The 16,593-nt window shown below is 70.1% G+C and carries 18 protein-coding genes and 1 pseudogene; 5 read left to right on the top strand and 14 right to left on the bottom strand.

Annotated elements, in window-relative coordinates:
* Window positions 1-60: 60 nt before the first annotated feature.
* Window positions 61-417: a helix-turn-helix domain-containing protein gene (locus ABZ860_RS35620; RefSeq protein WP_357229025.1), complete on the top strand. Its 357-nt coding sequence runs from the start codon at window positions 61-63 to the stop codon at window positions 415-417.
* A gap of 53 nt (window positions 418-470) precedes the next feature.
* Here the strand turns inward: ABZ860_RS35620 and ABZ860_RS35615 are convergent, their stop codons facing one another.
* The 8 genes from ABZ860_RS35615 to ABZ860_RS35580 form a co-directional block, all read right to left on the bottom strand.
* Window positions 471-752 carry a hypothetical protein gene (locus ABZ860_RS35615; RefSeq protein ID WP_357229022.1) on the bottom strand — a complete coding sequence of 94 codons (282 nt, stop codon included), beginning with the start codon at window positions 750-752 and terminating at the stop codon, window positions 471-473.
* Window positions 753-1,060: 308 nt separating this feature from the next.
* Complete coding sequence (locus tag ABZ860_RS35610; RefSeq protein ID WP_357229020.1) at window positions 1,061-1,540, bottom strand: hypothetical protein; 480 nt, start codon at window positions 1,538-1,540, stop codon at window positions 1,061-1,063.
* A gap of 306 nt (window positions 1,541-1,846) precedes the next feature.
* Window positions 1,847-2,941 (bottom strand): glycoside hydrolase family 11 protein, encoded by a 1,095-nt coding sequence (locus ABZ860_RS35605; protein WP_357229018.1) that lies wholly within the window; start codon window positions 2,939-2,941, stop codon window positions 1,847-1,849.
* Between the two features lie 633 nt (window positions 2,942-3,574).
* Window positions 3,575-4,096 (bottom strand): GNAT family N-acetyltransferase, encoded by a 522-nt coding sequence (locus ABZ860_RS35600; RefSeq protein ID WP_357229016.1) that lies wholly within the window; start codon window positions 4,094-4,096, stop codon window positions 3,575-3,577.
* A 10-nt stretch (window positions 4,097-4,106) separates the two neighbouring features.
* Window positions 4,107-5,123, bottom strand: a complete 1,017-nt coding sequence (locus tag ABZ860_RS35595; protein WP_357229014.1) for a sigma-70 family RNA polymerase sigma factor — start codon at window positions 5,121-5,123, stop codon at window positions 4,107-4,109.
* Window positions 5,120-5,308 (bottom strand): hypothetical protein, encoded by a 189-nt coding sequence (locus ABZ860_RS35590; protein WP_357229012.1) that lies wholly within the window; start codon window positions 5,306-5,308, stop codon window positions 5,120-5,122. The genes ABZ860_RS35595 and ABZ860_RS35590 overlap by 4 nt, the downstream gene beginning before the upstream one ends.
* A gap of 76 nt (window positions 5,309-5,384) precedes the next feature.
* Window positions 5,385-6,122: a DUF899 domain-containing protein gene (locus ABZ860_RS35585; RefSeq protein WP_357229009.1), complete on the bottom strand. Its 738-nt coding sequence runs from the start codon at window positions 6,120-6,122 to the stop codon at window positions 5,385-5,387.
* Between the two features lie 26 nt (window positions 6,123-6,148).
* Window positions 6,149-6,454, bottom strand: coding sequence for a hypothetical protein (locus tag ABZ860_RS35580; protein WP_357229007.1), 306 nt, complete (start codon window positions 6,452-6,454; stop codon window positions 6,149-6,151).
* A gap of 736 nt (window positions 6,455-7,190) precedes the next feature.
* Here ABZ860_RS35580 and ABZ860_RS35575 point away from each other — a divergent pair.
* Entirely contained in the window at window positions 7,191-8,918 is a 1,728-nt protein-coding gene (locus ABZ860_RS35575; protein ID WP_357229004.1) for an RICIN domain-containing protein, read from the top strand.
* A 144-nt stretch (window positions 8,919-9,062) separates the two neighbouring features.
* Here the strand turns inward: ABZ860_RS35575 and ABZ860_RS35570 are convergent, their stop codons facing one another.
* Window positions 9,063-10,196 (bottom strand): haloalkane dehalogenase, encoded by a 1,134-nt coding sequence (locus tag ABZ860_RS35570; protein WP_357229002.1) that lies wholly within the window; start codon window positions 10,194-10,196, stop codon window positions 9,063-9,065.
* A 310-nt stretch (window positions 10,197-10,506) separates the two neighbouring features.
* On the opposite strand from ABZ860_RS35570, the gene ABZ860_RS35565 reads away from it, so the two are divergent.
* The 3 genes from ABZ860_RS35565 to ABZ860_RS35555 all read left to right on the top strand — a co-directional run bounded on the left by ABZ860_RS35565 (window position 10,507) and on the right by ABZ860_RS35555 (window position 13,900).
* A complete protein-coding gene (locus tag ABZ860_RS35565) occupies window positions 10,507-11,157 on the top strand; it encodes a TetR/AcrR family transcriptional regulator (RefSeq protein ID WP_357229000.1) in 651 nt (216 codons plus the stop codon).
* A 410-nt stretch (window positions 11,158-11,567) separates the two neighbouring features.
* Entirely contained in the window at window positions 11,568-12,281 is a 714-nt protein-coding gene (locus ABZ860_RS35560; protein ID WP_357228998.1) for a hypothetical protein, read from the top strand.
* 338 nt (window positions 12,282-12,619) lie between these two features.
* The gene (locus tag ABZ860_RS35555; protein ID WP_357228996.1) at window positions 12,620-13,900 is read left to right on the top strand and encodes an MFS transporter; all 1,281 of its coding nucleotides are present in this window, start codon (window positions 12,620-12,622) and stop codon (window positions 13,898-13,900) included.
* Window positions 13,901-13,947: 47 nt separating this feature from the next.
* On the opposite strand, the pseudogene ABZ860_RS35550 reads toward ABZ860_RS35555, so the two are convergent.
* From ABZ860_RS35550 to ABZ860_RS35530, 5 genes and pseudogenes are all read right to left on the bottom strand, one after another.
* A pseudogene (locus ABZ860_RS35550) lies at window positions 13,948-14,058 on the bottom strand (SDR family NAD(P)-dependent oxidoreductase); the annotation flags it as partial.
* 48 nt (window positions 14,059-14,106) lie between these two features.
* A complete protein-coding gene (locus tag ABZ860_RS35545; protein ID WP_357228994.1) occupies window positions 14,107-15,162 on the bottom strand; it encodes an alcohol dehydrogenase catalytic domain-containing protein in 1,056 nt (351 codons plus the stop codon).
* Window positions 15,159-15,419, bottom strand: a complete 261-nt coding sequence (locus tag ABZ860_RS35540; RefSeq protein ID WP_357228991.1) for a hypothetical protein — start codon at window positions 15,417-15,419, stop codon at window positions 15,159-15,161. Before ABZ860_RS35540 ends, ABZ860_RS35545 begins: the two co-directional genes overlap by 4 nt.
* A 62-nt stretch (window positions 15,420-15,481) precedes the next feature.
* Window positions 15,482-15,853: an SgcJ/EcaC family oxidoreductase gene (locus tag ABZ860_RS35535; RefSeq protein ID WP_357228988.1), complete on the bottom strand. Its 372-nt coding sequence runs from the start codon at window positions 15,851-15,853 to the stop codon at window positions 15,482-15,484.
* A 7-nt stretch (window positions 15,854-15,860) separates the two neighbouring features.
* A complete protein-coding gene (locus ABZ860_RS35530; RefSeq protein WP_357228986.1) occupies window positions 15,861-16,577 on the bottom strand; it encodes an SDR family oxidoreductase in 717 nt (238 codons plus the stop codon).
* Window positions 16,578-16,593: the final 16 nt, after the last annotated feature.

Raw genomic sequence — 16,593 nt, 5'->3', positions numbered from 1 at the left:
TACGGTCGTACTATGGCACACCGAAGGACGACCGTTCGACAATTTCGGTACAGTGGGACCGTGGCCTATCGTCATCCCGACCGCGACCAGATCCGGATCGCAGACGTGCTGTCGGCGTTGGGAAACGGCGTACGCCTGGCCGTCGTACGCCTGCTCGACGCGGGCGGCGAGCACAACTGCACCAGCGTCCTGAACACGCTGGGGATCAGCGCGAAGTCCACCATGACCCATCACTGGCGGGTGCTACGGGACAGCGGCGTCATTTGGCAGCAGCCCTCGGGCCGGGAGAACCTGCTCAGCCTGCGGCGCGAGGATCTGGACGCCCGCTACCCCGGGCTGCTCGACGCCATCCTGTCCGGCGCCGTCCAGGACGAGACGGTCGAGGCGGACCGCGAACGGCTCCGCTCCGGCGCCTGAACGCCGCATCGGACAACGGATGCCCGGCGTCGACGGCGCTCGCGCGGGACCGTTCAGGTGGTCGTGACGGCGCCGGTCAGCGTGCTGATGGCCGCGCCGAGGATGTGTTGTTCGTCGTCCGGCAACCATCGGGCGGCATGCACCATGTGCAGGGCCGTGGTGAGCCGTACCCGGTCGTCCTCTGTGCCGAGATCAGTCAGATAGGCGGGCAGCATCAGGCCTAGGGCCTTGAGGTCGCCGCGTTCGCAGAACCTGGCGAACAGAGCCGTCAAGAGAGCGTCGGCGTCCCGCGACCGCGACGCCCCGGTGGAGCGCGGTCCCTCGGCGATCGCCACTCGGGTCCAGCCGGCGTACTGCCCCGGCGGAACCTCGTCGATGTGGCCGGCGGCTTTCGAGCGCCGGCTGGGCCGACGCCGCGGCCTCCCGAGCCCTTCTGGCGTGTTCTTCCAGAACGGCGAGGGCGTCCTCGCGAGCGCAGCCGAGCACCACCGAGGCGTCGGTGAGCGGAATCCCGGCTTCGCGGAGCCGCCGCACGAGGACCGCGCGGGCAAGCAGCTTGAAGGCCGAAACGGTGCGCCGTACTCCTGCCCCACCCGGCGGCGCGGAGGCAGGGCGTGGGCAGGCTCGGCCTCGGCGGGCGACGTCAGCCGACGCGAGTCAGGTCCATGGTCCAGTTGATGCGCCAAGTGGAGCCGTCGTCATAGGAGAACGCCTGCTCCCAGTGCGCGGTGTCCGGGCTCGGAGTCGTCCATTCGAACCGGATCTTCACCGCGCGGCCGCCCAGGACATCGTCACAGAAGAACCGGCCGCGGCCGTCGTCGAAGGACCCTTCGACAGGGGGATCCAGGTGCCCCGGCCTGGTGCTGGAGGCCCACCAGATTCGCCAGACTCCGGCTTCGGGGTCGAACTGGCGCAGGGTGAATCCCTCAAAGGTGTCGTTCCAGATCCGGTCGACGTGCCCTAGGCCTCCCAGGATCGGTCCTGCCTCGGCCGTCGCGTCGAACTCGATCCACTGCCGGCACGCCGGGTCGGTGACGTCCACGAGCTTGCGGTTGCGCACCCGCCAGCGGCCGAAGATGAAGTCGAAGTCGGCGCGCCCGTCGGTGGGCATGGTGGTGCTCATGTCACGTCCTCGGTAGTAAGTCGCCGCGATCAATCGACAGCGGCGGACAACGCGTGGGCGGACGCATCGTACGGCTCGGCACTGACATTCTCGCGGGACCTTGATGATCTTCGTCGGGAAACGGTGCGCACGTCTCGGCCGCCTCGACCCGCTCTGTGCTCACCGTGCTCGAGACCGTCTCCCGAGGGCGGCCTCCGCGAAGCCCCACGTGCCCGTGAACGCGGGCCGGTGCGGCGAGGGAGCGGGGCCCGAGGGCGCCCGCTCCCCGCTCGCACGTCGCCGCGCCGTGACGTACGGTCGTGCCGGTCAGCCGGTGGTGCAGGCCGAGCCGTTGAGGCTGAAGGCCGAGGGGTTGGGGTTGCTGCCGGAGTAGGTGCCCTGGAAGCCGAACGAGGTGGTGCCGCCGGGGGCCAGCGAGCCGTTGTAGGACACGTTGCGCGCGGTCACCGACGAGCCGCTCTGGCTCACCGTGGCGTTCCAGGAGTTGGTGATCTGCTGGCCGCCGGAGAAGGACCAGGCCAGGGTCCAGCCGTTGATCGTGCCGCTGCCGGTGTTGGTGATGGTCACGTCGGCGGTGAAGCCGTTGCTCCACTCGTTCTTCGAGTAGGAGACGCGGCACGCGCCGGTGCCTCCCGGCGAGGAGGGCGAGACCGTGGGCGAGGGCGAGACCGAAGGCGAAGGGCGGGGAGAGGGCGACGGCGAAGGATCGGTCGTGCCGCCGATGGTGATGTTGGAGCTGCCGCTGCTCTGGTAGCCCTCGGTGGCGAGGATCTGGTAGTCGTGGCTGCCCAGGTTCATGCCGTAGCGGGCCCAGGCGTCGAAGTGGTTGCCGACCGTGATGGTGCCGCCGGTCCTCTTCTGCTGGCGGACGCTCCAGTACTGGTTGAAGGTCTGGTTGCCGTCGATGGAGGGCGCGTTGTAGCGCGTCGTCTCATAGATGTCGTAGGTGCCGCCGTCGGAGGTGACGGTGCCCTTGTACGTCCCGGTGGGCCGGTAGGTGCCCCAGTTGTCGACGATGTAGTACTCCACCAGCGGGCTCCGCGTCCACCCGTACAAGGCCAGGTAGGCGTTACCCGAGGGGTTGAAGCTGCCTGAATAGCTCACGGTCCTGCGCGCACCGGGTTTCCAACCCTTGCCGGCGACGAAGTTGCCGGTGTTGCGCCAGGAGGTGCTGTAGTTGCCGCCGGACCCCAACTCCATGGAGACCGTGCCCTGGCTGTCGGTCCAGAACGAATAGAAGTATCCGTTGTTGGTGCCGGTCTGGTTCGTGGTGACGGCGGCGTGGGCGACGCCGGGCAGCAGCGCCACGGCGGCGGCCAGCGCCACGGCGCAGACACGGCCGATCAACAGCCGCACACCACCGCGCCCGCGGCTTCTCATCCGGACGGGAATGTGAATCATGTATGTGCTTCCTCCTCAACGGGCCGACGGCGGCCGGGCACCGTGATGCCGACGGCCGGAGTGACGGCCACCGCGCGCCGGCGTCGCACACCACGGCGGAGGCCGGCCGGTCGTGACCCGGCCGCCGACCTGAGGACCATGTCGCGGTTCGCGGCCCGGATCGACAGTGGTCGAGGCCCTTCGTACGGGCGAAATTATCGGACAGACGGCGAAAGTGTCGGGCCGCGCTTGCGGGGCTGTCAACGACTCGCGTAAAGCCGCTTCAGTCAGGAGGGTGGTCTCGGCGGATCGTTCCTGGTCAGAGGCGATCGACAGTAGGGCGGGCACCGGCGGAGGCGATGAAAGTTACGCGGAAACCCGCCGGCATGGCCGGAGGAACCCGCCGACACGCCCTGATAGGACTCCTCGCGCCTCGTGAGATCTCGCGATGTCCGACACTCCAGACGGAGAGGCGGCCGATACTTTCGCTACTGCAGCGATAGTTTTCATGAGCAGCCGGGCACCGGAGCTCTCCCTCCCCGGTGCGGTCCCGGAGCCCGGGTCGCGTGATGCCACCCTCGCCTGGGCAGCGGAATCGCACGGCATCGACCGCTGGACGTCCGCGTGGTGAAGTCGGCCGGCGCGGTCTGGTCGTCATAGGCCGGGGCCGGACACGGTTCGCTCGAGCTCCACGAGGGCGAGCGGAGGGCCCTCGCCGAAGTCGTGGTCGTGTCGCCTGCCGGTCTCGCCGAAGCCGTTCTTGGCGTAGAAACGGCGCGCCTGAGCTGAATCGCGAAGCGTCCACAGATGCACGCGGTCATGGCCGGCCTCCCGCAGCCGGTCCACGGTGGCGGTCAGCAAGGCCGCCGCGAGACCGCTGCCCCAGACGTCCGGGTGAGCGAAGAAGGCGTGGATCTCCCCGAGACCGGGGCGGGAGGAGGAGGCCCCGAAGCGGGCGAAGGCTCCTGGACGATCGTCCAGGAGCGCGAGCAGAACGCCGTCCTTGCCCTCGGCCAGGACGGCGTCCCACTTGGTGCGCCGCTCCTCGATACCGGCGGCGGCGACCTTCGGCGTGCACAACGGGCCGTGCGAGATGCCCCAGGAAATCGCGTGGATCTCGCCGAGGACGTCCCCGTCGCCGGGCCCCGCGTCGCGGACCGTGATCATTCCCTCCATGGAGGAGACTCTATGCGGTGGCGTCGAGGGCCGGCGGCAGTCCGCACGGCCCGAACAGGCCGGCGTCGAGGAACGCGACGACCCGGGCGACACCGGCGGCGGTGACGGTGAGGACCTGAAGGGCGTGTGCGCGGTACACGCCGTCGCCGTCGCGAGAGTAGGACCCGAACGCCGGCTGCCCGTTCACGCTCGTCGGGACCATCCGCTGCTCCCCCGCGGCCAGGATCCTGGCCGCGAGAAACCGGAGGACCGTCTCCCTCCCCGCGAACCACGTGGGGATCGGCGGCATCTCCCAGACCGCGTCGTCGGTCAGCACCCCCGCCAGCACGCCGGCGTCGGCGCTCTCGAACGCCGCGGCGTACCGGTCGAGCAGCGCCCGCCGGACCGGGTCGGCCGGTTCCGCGATCCCGTCCTGGGTGGGGGCGATCTGGCTGAGCTGGGCCCGGGCGCGCTGCAGGGCGCTGTTGACCGCGGCGGTCGTGGTGCCGAGCAGGCCGGCGACCTCGCTCGCCCGCCAGGCCAGCACGTCGCGCAGGATCAGCACCGCCCGCTGCCGGCCGGACAGGTGCTGCAACGCCGCGATGAACCCGAGCCGCATGGTCTGCCTCGCCTCGACGACGGCGGCCGGATCGGCCGGGGCCGCGCCGAACAGCGCGTCGGGGGCGGGTTGCAGCCACGGCACCTCCGCCGACCCGGGGCGCGGCGGCTCGTCCGGGTGATCGCTCGGGCCGCCCAGGCCGGACGGCAGCGGGCGCCGGCCGTTGCCCTCCAACGCCTTGAGACACGCCCGGGTCGCGATCCGGTACAGCCAGGTGCGCAGCGAGGAGCGCCCTTCGAAGCGGGCGTAGCCGCGCCACGCCTGCAGGTAGATCTCCTGGAGCACGTCCTCGGCGTCGTGGATCGACCCGAGCATGCGGTAGCAGTACGCCAGCAGTTCGCGCCGGAACGGCTCGCTCCGCCGGACGAACTCCTCGTCGGGCGTGCCGGTCACCGTGGACGCCGTCCGCGTCATCGTCGTTTCACTCATCCCATCGGCCAGAACATCGTGGCCATCGCCGCGGCCATGAGAGCGTGCGCCACATGGGAGATCCTTTCCGCGGCGCCCGGCGCCGCCCCACCTGAGCCGGGCCGCACTCCACGGATCAGGAACCACGCCGCCGTGCCCACGAGCACGAGGATGAGCATCCACCTGAGGGTCAGGGACTCGATCATTCCAGGACTCCCGTGTTCGAGACGGACGGGTGACGCCCCCTGGCGAGGCGTCACCCAAGGTGCCGTCGGCGTCTGCTCAGTGATGGTGGGCGTGGTGGGAATGGTCCGCCCCGCCGTCGTACGTGTCGTGGTAAGGGAACTCGTCGACGTAACGCCGCCGGCCCAGGGGGGTCAGGTCGAGGTAGTGGTAGGTGCTCAGCATGACCTCCGCGCCCCGGCCGTACGTCGAGTAGGTGTGGAAGACGCTGTCCTCGTCGCGGACGAAGACGCTGATGCCCTGGGCGTCACCGTGTACCGCGTACCCCAGGCCCTCCCGCTCCAGGGTCGCCTTGTCCTTGTAGTTGTACTGCACCGGCGCGACGGCCTCGTCGTTGGTGACGTGGAAGTCGTAGTTGAAGTCGCTCCCGGCCGAGGAGTACCAGGGGATGGCCCACCCCATCCGCGCCTTCCACCTTTCGATCTTGGCCAGGGGTACGCGGGAGACGAGCGCCAACGTCGTGTCGCTGGCGTGCAGGTGCTCCAGCCGGCCCACGTTGTCGACCGCGAACGAGCAGCTCGGGCAGCCGTCCTCCCAGTCCTCGTTCCACATGAAGTGGTACACGAGGAGCTGACGGCGGCCCTCGAACAGGTCGACCAGGCGGGCCGTGCCGGCCGGGCCTTCGAAGACGTACTCCTTGTCCATCCTGACCATCGGCAGCTCTTGGCGCCGCGCGGTGACGGCGTCCTGCGCCCGCATGGCGTCCTTCTCCTGCTCCAGCAGCTTCAGCCGCGCCGCCAGCCACTCGTCGCGTGACGCCGTCCGTGGGAGAGTCATCGTCTTCTCCTTCTGCTGGGTACGGGTCATGACCGGAACAGGCGGTAGGAGCCGACCAGCGTGGCGCCGGCACTGACCGGCGGGACGGCCATGCGACCGGCCGCGCCGTGCTGGAACTCGGCGAACGCCGCCGACCGCCGGAGCGGGTTGTCGTCCCCCTCGACCAGGGCGACGTGCACGAAGCCGACGCCGTCGGCCAGGCGGAACGCCCCGTAGCGCAGCCCCTCCGGGGCCGTCTCGTTCAGCTCACGGAACACGCGCTCCACCAGCCGCTGGTTCTCCGCCGCCGCGTCGGCGCGTGTCTCGTAACGCACCACCACTGCCTCGCTCATCTGGACGACACTCCTCATCCGCCTGAAGTCACACCGGAAGCGGCCGCACCGTTCTCCGGCCGTCTACAGGTACAGAGGCGCCACGTGGAAGAAATTCATCGGCCTGACGCGAATGACGTCGATCCGCCGGCCCGTTCGCATTCCCGGCGGAAAGGCAGACGCACTGCGGCGAGGGATGGTCTCGGTCAGATTGCCGCCGATCGTGCTGAGCGGCGACCGTGGTGTCGTTTGGCGCGGGAATCGAGGCCCTGGACGGCGTCGGGGACCCGCCGGCGCGTCTCGGGAGGCCTACGTCCGGTTCGGCTCAGAGCCTTCGACGGTGTTTCCGCACTGACACCGGCCGATGCGGCGCCGTCGCCGAGCGTGGTGCTCGCCCTCGTGATCGTACGGTCCGGCATCCGGCGCACGCAATCCTTTGCTCTTCGTTTCAACTGCGGTCATGGTCCGCAGCTTTCCTACTTGGGCAATCGTGTTCGGGCGCAAACTCATCTGGCTGACAGCCTTGACGGCCAGACAAGTTCATCGTACGTTTCCGGCTCGGAAAACCTTTGCGCACAGTTGCCCAACCCGGCTTGTGCGCTGCGTCGTCGTGACCGCCGCACAGGCACCTACCCGATCGCCGGTACCCGTGGACGCGGCCCCCGGCGGCCGGCGTCGAGCCACCCTCGTCGCCGGCCGGCGACCCCCGCAGTCCGCTCCGCGGACAACACCCCCCGACCTCCTCAGGAGAGACGCAGTGAAGACGACCAGACCCAGAGCCAGGCAGGCCGCCGCCCTGCTCACCTCGCTCGCACTCACCGCGGCCGGCGCGACCCTCGCCGCCGCTCCCGCCGACGCCGCCGCGAGTGCCGCGACCACCCTGGTGGTCAACGCGAACCAGCCCTTCCGCCCGGTGACGCATGTGGCCAGCGGCTCGCTGTACGGCCTGGCGGACGCGACGAACCCGTCGGACAACCTCGCTCAGGCCATCAAGCCGAACACCTTCGTCCAGAAGCCGCAGGGCGGGCAGCAGCAGCCGACGGGTGACATCCTGACCGTCGCCCCGAAGGCGGCCAGGGCCGGTGCGAAGCTCGTGAACCGGCTGTCCGACATCTACGCGGGCTGGCCGTACCAGTTCAGCTGGAACAACTGGTTCAGCCTGGTCGACCAGCAGATCGCCCAGGTCAAGGCGTCAGGCGTCACCCTGGCCGCCTACGAGCTGTGGAACGAGTCGGACAACACCTGGAAGTCGGCCAACGGCACGTACGAGGACTTCTGGACCCGGACCTACCGCGAGGTGCGGGCGAAGGACCCGACGACCCCGATCCAGGGGCCGAGCTTCTCGGACAACATCAGCGACATGGACAACTTCCTGCGGAACGCGGTCGCGACCAACACCGTCCCTGACATCATCGCCTGGCACGAACTGATCAGGTCGTCGAAGATCGCCGGTGACGTCGCCACGGTCGTCAACCTCGAGAAGAAGTACGGCATCAGCCCGCGTCCGATCGCCATCGAGGAGTACGCCGCTCCGTCCGAGGTCGGCGTCCCCGGCGCCTTGGTCGGTTACATCGCCAAGTTCGAACGGCTGGGCGTCCACGACGCCGAGCTGGCGTTCTGGAACCAGTCCGGCACGCTCGGCGACCTGCTCACCGGCCGGGGCGGCTCGCCCAACGGCGCCTACTGGCTCTACAAGTGGTACGCCGACATGAGCGGCAACATGGTGACGACCACCCCGCCCGCGCAGACCGGCATCGACGGCGCCGCGGCGATGAACAGCGCGGGCAACCAGCTCAGCGTCATCGTCGGAGGCGGCTCCGGCGACAGCGCCGTGGCGATCAACGGGCTCGGCTCCTTCGGCGGGACCGTCCACGTGAAGGTCGAGTACACCCCCTCGCCCGGGCGTACGGTGGCCGTCTCCGGGCCCAGCACCCTGGCCGAGTCCAACTACACCGTGACCAACGGCTCCGTCACCGTGCCCATCCCCGCGATGAACGCCACCTACGGATACCACCTGGTCGTCACCCCGGGCAGCGGCAGCGGCGACCCCGGCACCTCGCTGGCCGGGTCCTACCAGATCAAGAACGTGAACAGCGGCCTCGCCCTGGACACGCAGAACTCCGGGACCGCCCAGGGCACCCTGGTCGACCAGGCCACCCCCTCGTCCGGCAACACCCAGACCTGGACGCTCGTCGACAGCGGCTCCGGCCTCTACAAGATCGTCAACAGGGCCAGCGGGCTGGTCCTCGGCATCACCAACATGAGCACCAGCAACGGCGGGACGGCCCTGATCTGGGGCGACAGCGGCACCGCCGACCATCTGTGGTCGTTCGTCCCGGACGGGAGCGGCCACTACAAGATCCGCAACTACAACAGCGGTCTGCTGCTCGGCGTCAACGGCATGAGCAAGTCCTCCGGCGCCCAGGTCCTCCAGTGGGAGGACAACGGCACCGCCGACCACCTCTGGACTCTCACCGCCCGCTAGAGGGCGTAGGGAGCTGAGATCACGCTGCTGCGCCTGCGGCTCCGCCGGAGCAGCCGAGGACGGTCCGCTGAGGAGTGGTCCGGGATCGAGTCTCACCCGCCCCCGGGCGGGAGAGACTCGATCCCGGACCGGTCGCGACCGGCCCTACCGCGTCGACTCGATGAAGCCGTTGACGATCGCGGCGAGTCTGGGTCCCTGGTCTTCCTGCACGAAGTGGCCCGCGTCGGCGATGGTGGTGTGCGGCCGGCCCTGGGCGCCCGGAATGCGCTCGCGCAACCACCGGTCGGGAGAGGGGACGGCGTAGCTCGGGTCGTCGGTGTTCGGCGCCTGCGGCAGCAGGATCACGTGGTCGCTGAACGCGCACAGGAACGGTATGGACAGTGTCTGCAGCACAGCCCACGCGTTGCGGTTGGGAACGGTGGCCTCGTCCCAGGCCGTGATGGGCACCAGGAGGGGGAACTGGCGGGCGCCCTGCCGATAGGTCTCGTCCGGGAACGGCGCATCGTATCCGGCCTTCGCCGCCGGACCGAGCTCGCTGATCGTGCCCGCCTCGACGACGGATCCGGCGTCGAACGGGTCAGCCCGCTGACTGTACTGCGTCCACGCGTGGAAGGCCCGGCCGACGTCCTGGTCCCCCGTGGGCAGATAGGTGTTCGTCGCCACCACGCGGCGGAACCGGCCAGGATGTTCGGCCAGCAGCCGCAGCCCCAGCAGGCCACCCCAGTCGTGGCACACCATGGTCACGTCGACCAGGTCGAGCTTGTCGAACACCGCTTCGCGCAGCCAGTCCACATGACGCTGGTAGGTGTACGCGAAGCGGGACGCGGGCTTGTCGGAGCGGCCGAAGCCGACCAGGTCGGGGGCGATGCAGCGATGCCCGGCGGCCACGAGCGGCGGGATCACGTGCCGGTACAGATAGCTCCAGGACGGCTGCCCGTGAAGAAGCAGGATCGTCTCCCCTGACGGCTGCACCGTGCCGGCCGGCCGTTCGTCGACGTAATGCATCCGCAGCCGCACACCGCTGCCGTCGCCGGCGTCGACATGGACGTAGTGCGGCTCGAACGGGTAGTCGGCCAGGCCCTGGAAGCGGGACTCCGGCGTACGCAACACCTTCATGTGGGAGGCCGGTGCCGATTGCGGCCGCCCGTCAGGCGCCGGGGACGGGAATCGGAGCAGACCGCTCGCCGCGGCGGCGGTCCCGACGCCGAGCATGTGGCGGCGAGTCAGGAAGGCCGGCGCGGGAGCGTCGTCACGGTCGTCTGGGCGATTTGCGGTCATCGTATTCCTCGCTGTCGTTGCCGATCCGTCGGCCGGGTGGGCTGGCGGGGCCGTACCCGACCGGGATGCCGTGCACGATCGATGCGATCGAGGCGGGGCTCGGGCTTTCAGCCGGCGATGGGATCGGCCAGCTTCGCCATGTCCTCGTGAGGCCGATCAACCGCCAACTTGAACACTGATGTTCAATTTCTGACGCTACCACCAAATCGAACAGATGCGTTCGACTTAGCGTCCTCGCAGCGCGGCGGCAACGCGAACTAGACTGTTCGAGTTGCTCGACGACGTCGGCTCAGGAAGCACAGGAGCGGAAATGGCAGCCACACCGCGCGGCGCCGGTGACAGGTCGCGGTCCGCGCAGCAGCCGGCGGCGCAGGCCGAGCGGCGAGCCGACGCCCGGCGCAACATCAGGGCCATCCTGGACGCGGCCCAGGTCTGCCTGGCCCGCGACGCCGACGCCAGCGTCGCCGACATCGCCAAGGCGGCGGGGGTCGGCCGGGTCACGCTCTACGGGCACTTCAAAACCCGGGCGGATCTCGTCGACGCCGTCCTGACACGCACGATGGAGCAGTCCGACGCCGCGCTCGACGCGATCGACACCGCCGGCGACCCACGTCAGGCGCTGACCCGGCTCGTCGGCGCCTCATGGCAGATCGTGCACCAGCTTCACTCCGTGCTCCAGGCCGCCCAGCGCGAACTGCCCCCGGAGCGGATCCGGGCCGTCCACGACCGGACCCTGCACAGGGTGCAGACGATCATCGATCGCGGGCGGGGCTCCGGCGCCTTCCGCGACGACCTGCCCGCGAGGTGGCTCGTCACGACCGCGTTCAGCCTGATGCACGCCGCGGCGGAGGACACCGCCGCCGGCAGGCTGGACGCCGACGACGCCGCACGGGTCGTCTCGGCGACGCTGCTCGCCGCCCTCACCGCGCCCGGTTCGGCCGTACCCACCCCGGCCCTGTAACCCCGACGTCACCGGTCCGCCCTGGTCGCGTACGCCGACGCCGCGACCACGCGGCTCGGCGCGGCCTCCGCCAGGCGACATCTCAAGGCGCCGGATCTCCTCACCACCACGCCGCGACCGCACACGCCTCTTTCCGGCGTGCGCCCGCTCAAGCCGAACATGCATGTACGGATTAGGTGCTAGCCTCAAAGTCGAACATAGTTGTTCGAGTTAGTTCGCGACTCGGCGACGCACCCGGGGTCGCCGTCCCGTCACCGCGGCCGCCGACGACCTGACCGGCGAGCCGGCGCCGCACTGAGCGCGTTCGTCGTGCCCGCGGGGGCGGCACCCGCCGGCGCGGCGCCGCGATCGCCCCGCCGAGCCGCGCACCGGACGCGCACCCCGACGCAACGAGATCCAGGAGAACGACGATGAGTAGCCACCGCTCGGCGCGCGATGACGCCGGCACGACGACACCGCCCCGGCCCCTCCCCCACCACGACGCCGAGGACGACACCCGGCACGTACGCATGATGGTGAAGCTCACCGCGATGATCGGCGGCCCGTTCTTCCTGCTCACCGTCGTCCTGCACCCGGCCCGCGACGGGCACGACATCGCGGCGGGCGCCCAGTGGTACGCCTTCACCCATTCGATGGAGGCGATCAGCCTGCTGATCCAGGCGACCTGTCTGGCCGGTGTCCTGGCTCTGGTCATGAACAGGTTCGGTCCGCGCGGAGTATCCACGCTGTACACCGCCCTGACCGGGACCATGCTCTGGTTCGGTTTGATCGTCTTCGACGGCGGCCACAACCCGGTGACGGCCAAGTACGCGCCCGACCTCGTGCACACCTCCAAGGACATCGACATCGAGGGCGGCATCATCGTGCTGGCCGCGAACATCGTCTTCCCCCTGGGATACGTGCTGCTCGCCCTGCTGCTCAACCGGCACGGACAACGTCGGACCGGCCTGCTCCTGGGATTCGGCGGCGTCGTCTACGCGATCGGCGGAACCGCGTCCCTGTTCGGTTTCGGACCGCACTCGGTGATCACATCCGTCGTCGAGATCATCGGCGCCGCCCCGTACGCGTTGGGCTACGTGCTGCTCGGCCGCGCCTTCGGACGGGCCCGGCACCTCTCCGCCTGACGCCCTGGCGAAGCGGCAGCGACGCGTGACCCTCGTCACGTATCAATCCGAACACTGGTGTACGAGTTAGTGCTAGAGTCCAACTCGAACACAGTTGTTCAGGTTATTCGGGCCCTACCTGTAGGGAGGTGAATTTCCATGACCTTGCTCCCCAAGGGCTGGTTCCCTGATGCACAGGCATGACCCAAGAAGTTGATCTCAGTCCGGCTCGGTCACGAGATCGTCGTGCCGGGTCCGAGGGCAGGATGCCACGGCAGGTCTTGCCGCCCCTCGGACCCGGCTTCGGCGCCCGCGGACACCTGCTGTGACCGTCATGACAGGGAAAAGCGAACCTCCGCATGGCAGACCCCTCCTCCACGACCGAGTCGCAGGACGCCTCGGCGGTCCCCCGGAGCCGAGCACGTGTCAAAGCCGGATACGGCGCCGTGTTCGCGGTCAAGGAATTCCGGGCGATTTTCACGGCCCATGTCCTTTCCATGCTGGGAAGCGTCTTCGCCGACGCCTCGCTGGCCGTGCTGGTATTCCGGCAGACCGGTTCGGCGCCGCTGACGGCGCTCGTCTTCGCCCTCGGCTTCCTGCCCTACGCTCTCAGCGGGATCCTGCTCTCCGGCATCGCCGACCGATACCCCGCCCGCCGGGTGCTGGTGGCCTGCGACCTGCTCTCGGCCGGCTGCGTGACCTTGATGGCCGTTCCGGTGACCCCGCTCGCGGTGGTGTTCGTCCTCCGCTTCGCCGTCTCGATGATGTCGCCGTTGTTCACCGGCACCCGGGCGGCGAGCCTGGCCGACATCCTGCCGGACGACGTGTACGTCCTGGGCCGCTCGCTGGTGCGGATGGTCTCGCAGGGGTCCCAGATCATCGGCTACGGACTCGGCGGATTGGCCCTGGTGTGGCTGTCACCCCGCACCGCGCTGTACGTGACCGCCGGCACCTTTCTCGGTTCCGCGCTGCTCCTGCGTCTGGGCACCCGCGGCCGCCCGGCCCGGGCATCGGGGGGCGCGGCGATGATGCGCGCTTCGATCGTCTCCGCCCGGCGGTTGCTCGGCGTCCCCCGGGTCCGCGCGCTGCTGCTGATGTGGTGGATCCCGCCGATGTTCTTCATCGTCGCCGAAGGAACGGCCGCGCCCTTCGCGGACGCCGCGGGTGCGGGCTCGGCGGGGTTCGGGCTCCTCATGGCCGCGATGCCCGCGGGGACCGCGATGGGCGAGGTGCTGGCCGGCATCCTGCTCGGGGCGGCCGCTCGCGAGCGGATCGCACTGCCGCTGGCAGCGGTGTCGATGCTGCCGATGGCGGCGTTCGCCGTCCATCCGCCGTTGCCTCTCGCGGTCGCGCTCCTGTTGCTCACCGGGCTGTGCGCCGCCTACACACTCGGCATGGACCAGTGGTTTGTGCAAGCGGTGCCCGCGACGGTGCGGGGCAGCGCCATGTCCCTGCTGGGCGCGGGGCTCATGACCCTCCAGGGACTCGGCGTGACCGCCGGCGGCGCCATCGCCGCGTTGATCCCCCCGTACGCGGTGATCTGCGGAGCCGGCGCGGCCGGAACGGCCTGCCTGCTCGTCATCCTGCGATCGGTGCGCGCGACGCGGACGACGGCGCCGGCCACGGACGCGGACACGTAGACGCGGGACCCCGCCGTGCCCTGCCAGGAGGTGACGAAGGCGTCGACGGTGCCGCGGACGGCGAGAGTGACGTCGGCGCCCGCCTTGGCCAGTGCCCGCGCGGTCTCCACGCCGATTCCCGACGACGCCCCCGTCACGATGGCCTTCTTGGCGGACAGGTCGACGCCCTCGACGGTTTCCTCGGCGCTCGTGGCCGGTCCGATGCCTCATCTGCTCGGGTCGAGGACGACGCGGAAGCGGGCGCCGCCGTTGATCATCCGCTCGTAGGCCTTGGGCGCCTCGCTCAGCGGGAACACCTCGTTGCGGGAGCGGATGCCATGATCGAGGACGAAGCGCAGGTTGTCCTCGTTCTCGATCGCGGTGCCGGTCAGGCTGCCGCGGACGACGTGCTCACCGAAGATGAGGTCGCTCGTGCTCACCTGGATCGGATCGGGGGCGGCGCCGACGACGACCAGTTCGCCGCGCCGGTCGAGCCCCCGCACCAGTGGCGACATCGAGGCGCCGGACGCGGCGGTGGCCACGATGACCGCCGCCCCGCCCAGTCGTTGCAGGGCGGCGCCCGGATCGGTCCGGGTGCTGTCGATGTAGTCGTGGGCGCCGAGTTCGGCGGCGAGGCCTGCCTTGGCGGCGCCCCGGGCGACGGCGACGACCCGATGGCCCAGCGCGCGGGCGTACTGGATGCCGAGGTGGCCGAGGCCGCCGATGCCTTGCACCGCGACGAGCGAGCCGGGCCGTGCGGACGCCGAGATCAGCGCGTTGTACATGGTCAGGCCCGCGCACAGCAGCGGCGCACCGGCGAGGGGATCGAGACCGGGCGGGATCCGCACGAGGCCCGTAGCCCGCGCGTAGACCACCTCGGCGTAACCGCCGTCCACGCTGGTGCCCGTCCGCGGCTGGTCCGAGCAGTTGACGAAGTCTCCGCGCCGGCACGCCTGGCACGTGTTGTCCTGACCGCCGAGGAATCCGACGCCGACGCGGTCGCCGGGCCGCCACGCCGGGTCGACGCCGTCGCCGATGGCCTCGATGACGCCGACGATCTCGTGGCCGGGCACGATCGGCGTCGAGGGGTCGGGCCGCAGCCCTTCGACGGCGAGGACGTCGGTGTGGCAGATGCCGCAGGCCTCGACCCGGATCCGTACCCGGCCGGGTGACGGCTCGTGCCGCTCGCGTTCGGCGAGGGCGAACCGCCGCTGCCCGGTGACGGTGAAGACGCGGTAGGCGGAGGCCTGGCCGGCGGCGGCGTGCTCCGTGGAGGCGCTCATGCCGGCAGCTCGCTTCCGGCCTGCTCGCGCACGAGGTGGTCGGCGTACCAGTCCGGCCAGTTCGGGTCCTCGGCGCCGAGGCGGGCCTCGTGCTCGCCGTGCGCGACCGCGGCGCGGCGTAGCGCTGCGGCGAGGTCGGCGGCGGAGGCGAAGGTGGTGGCCGAGGGGTCCAGCCGTCCCGGCAGCCGGGTGGTGACCTCCTGCAGCACCCAGCCGTTGCCGTCCGGATCGCTGAACGCTTCGAGTTTCATGTCCATGATTCGCGCCTCCTGCGCTTGTGACGAAATGCCGGCGTGACGAGCTCGCGATACGCCGCTCCTCAGTCGAGCCGGGAGACCTGGTAGTGGGCGATGCGCCAGCCCTCCTCGGTCCGCTTCACCAGCACGCCGAGATGGACGTGGAGGGTGGGCCGGTCGGTGAAGGAGAAGCCGACGGCCAGGTAACCGAGGACGAGGTCGTCGGCGAGGGCTCTGGATTCGACGATGCGGTACGCGGCGGTCAGCCCGGCCGGCTGGGAGTCGTAGTAGGCGGCGACGCCCGGCCTGCCGACGCTGTAGGGGCGCAGCCCCTGGAAGATCGCGTCCTCGGTGAACAGGGCGGCGACCTGCTGCGGCAGATGCGCGTCGACGCCGGCCCGCCACCGGTCCAGGACGTCCCGCAGGATCGCCTCGGTGTCCGTGTCGGTCTTCATCGGATGCTCAGTGGCCGGCGCTCATGCCGCCGTCGACGTGGAGGATCTCACCGGTGACGAAGGGCGCGTTCTCCAGGAACAGGACCGCGTCCACGACGTCGCCCGGCTCGCCCATCCGGCGCACCGGGTGCAGCGCGGCCAGCGCCTCGTGGGTCTCCTCGGGGTGCATGGGCGTCTTGATGGTGCCGGGTGAGACGGCGTTCACCCGGACGCCACGCGTGGCGTACTCGATGGCCAGGGACTTGGTGGCCGACTGCAGGCCGCCCTTGGTCAGCGAGGCCAGCACGGACGGCACCCGCGCGTCGGCGTTGTCGACCAGGCTGGTGGTGATGGTGACCACGTGACCGCCGCCGCCCTGCGCCAGCATGCGGGTGATGGCGAGCTGGGTGATGTGGAAGAAGCCGTCGAGGTTCACCCCGCGAACGGCGGCGTAGTCGCCGAGCGTGTAGTCGGTGAACGGCTTGGCGACGAAGATGCCCGCGTTGTTGACCAGCGTGTCCAGGCGGCCGAATCGCTCCACCGCCGCGGCGACCGCGCGCTCTGCGGTGGCCCGGTCGGCGACGTCGCCCTGCACGGTGACGACGTCGGGATCGGTCGAGGGCGCGATGGTGCGCGAGACGGCGACGACGGCGTAGCCGAGCTTGCGGAAACCCTCGACCACGCCGGCGCCGATACCCTGCGACGCGCCCGTGACCAGAGCGACCCTCTGCTGCTGAATGCTCATGATGACTCTTCTCCCG

The sequence above is a fragment of the Microbispora sp. NPDC046973 genome (genome assembly GCF_040644495.1).
Classification (GTDB): domain Bacteria; phylum Actinomycetota; class Actinomycetes; order Streptosporangiales; family Streptosporangiaceae; genus Microbispora.
Note: the sequence above shows the minus strand (reverse complement) of the source record. Positions and strands in the feature narration are given on the sequence as shown.

Bases quoted from the DNA above. Each gene is read 5' to 3' on its own strand.
- ABZ860_RS35610 (WP_357229020.1), bottom strand. From the start codon at position 1,540: ATGAGCACCACCATGCCCACCGACGGGCGCGCCGACTTCGACTTCATC.
- ABZ860_RS35605 (WP_357229018.1), bottom strand. From the start codon at position 2,941: ATGATTCACATTCCCGTCCGGATGAGAAGCCGCGGGCGCGGTGGTGTG.
- ABZ860_RS35600 (WP_357229016.1), bottom strand. From the start codon at position 4,096: ATGGAGGGAATGATCACGGTCCGCGACGCGGGGCCCGGCGACGGGGAC.
- ABZ860_RS35595 (WP_357229014.1), bottom strand. From the start codon at position 5,123: ATGAGTGAAACGACGATGACGCGGACGGCGTCCACGGTGACCGGCACG.
- ABZ860_RS35590 (WP_357229012.1), bottom strand. From the start codon at position 5,308: ATGATCGAGTCCCTGACCCTCAGGTGGATGCTCATCCTCGTGCTCGTG.
- ABZ860_RS35585 (WP_357229009.1), bottom strand. From the start codon at position 6,122: ATGACTCTCCCACGGACGGCGTCACGCGACGAGTGGCTGGCGGCGCGG.
- ABZ860_RS35580 (WP_357229007.1), bottom strand. From the start codon at position 6,454: ATGAGCGAGGCAGTGGTGGTGCGTTACGAGACACGCGCCGACGCGGCG.
- ABZ860_RS35570 (WP_357229002.1), bottom strand. From the start codon at position 10,196: ATGACCGCAAATCGCCCAGACGACCGTGACGACGCTCCCGCGCCGGCC.
- ABZ860_RS35565 (WP_357229000.1), top strand. From the start codon at position 10,507: ATGGCAGCCACACCGCGCGGCGCCGGTGACAGGTCGCGGTCCGCGCAG.
- ABZ860_RS35560 (WP_357228998.1), top strand. From the start codon at position 11,568: ATGAGTAGCCACCGCTCGGCGCGCGATGACGCCGGCACGACGACACCG.
- ABZ860_RS35555 (WP_357228996.1), top strand. From the start codon at position 12,620: ATGGCAGACCCCTCCTCCACGACCGAGTCGCAGGACGCCTCGGCGGTC.
- ABZ860_RS35545 (WP_357228994.1), bottom strand. From the start codon at position 15,162: ATGAGCGCCTCCACGGAGCACGCCGCCGCCGGCCAGGCCTCCGCCTAC.
- ABZ860_RS35540 (WP_357228991.1), bottom strand. From the start codon at position 15,419: ATGGACATGAAACTCGAAGCGTTCAGCGATCCGGACGGCAACGGCTGG.
- ABZ860_RS35535 (WP_357228988.1), bottom strand. From the start codon at position 15,853: ATGAAGACCGACACGGACACCGAGGCGATCCTGCGGGACGTCCTGGAC.
- ABZ860_RS35530 (WP_357228986.1), bottom strand. From the start codon at position 16,577: ATGAGCATTCAGCAGCAGAGGGTCGCTCTGGTCACGGGCGCGTCGCAG.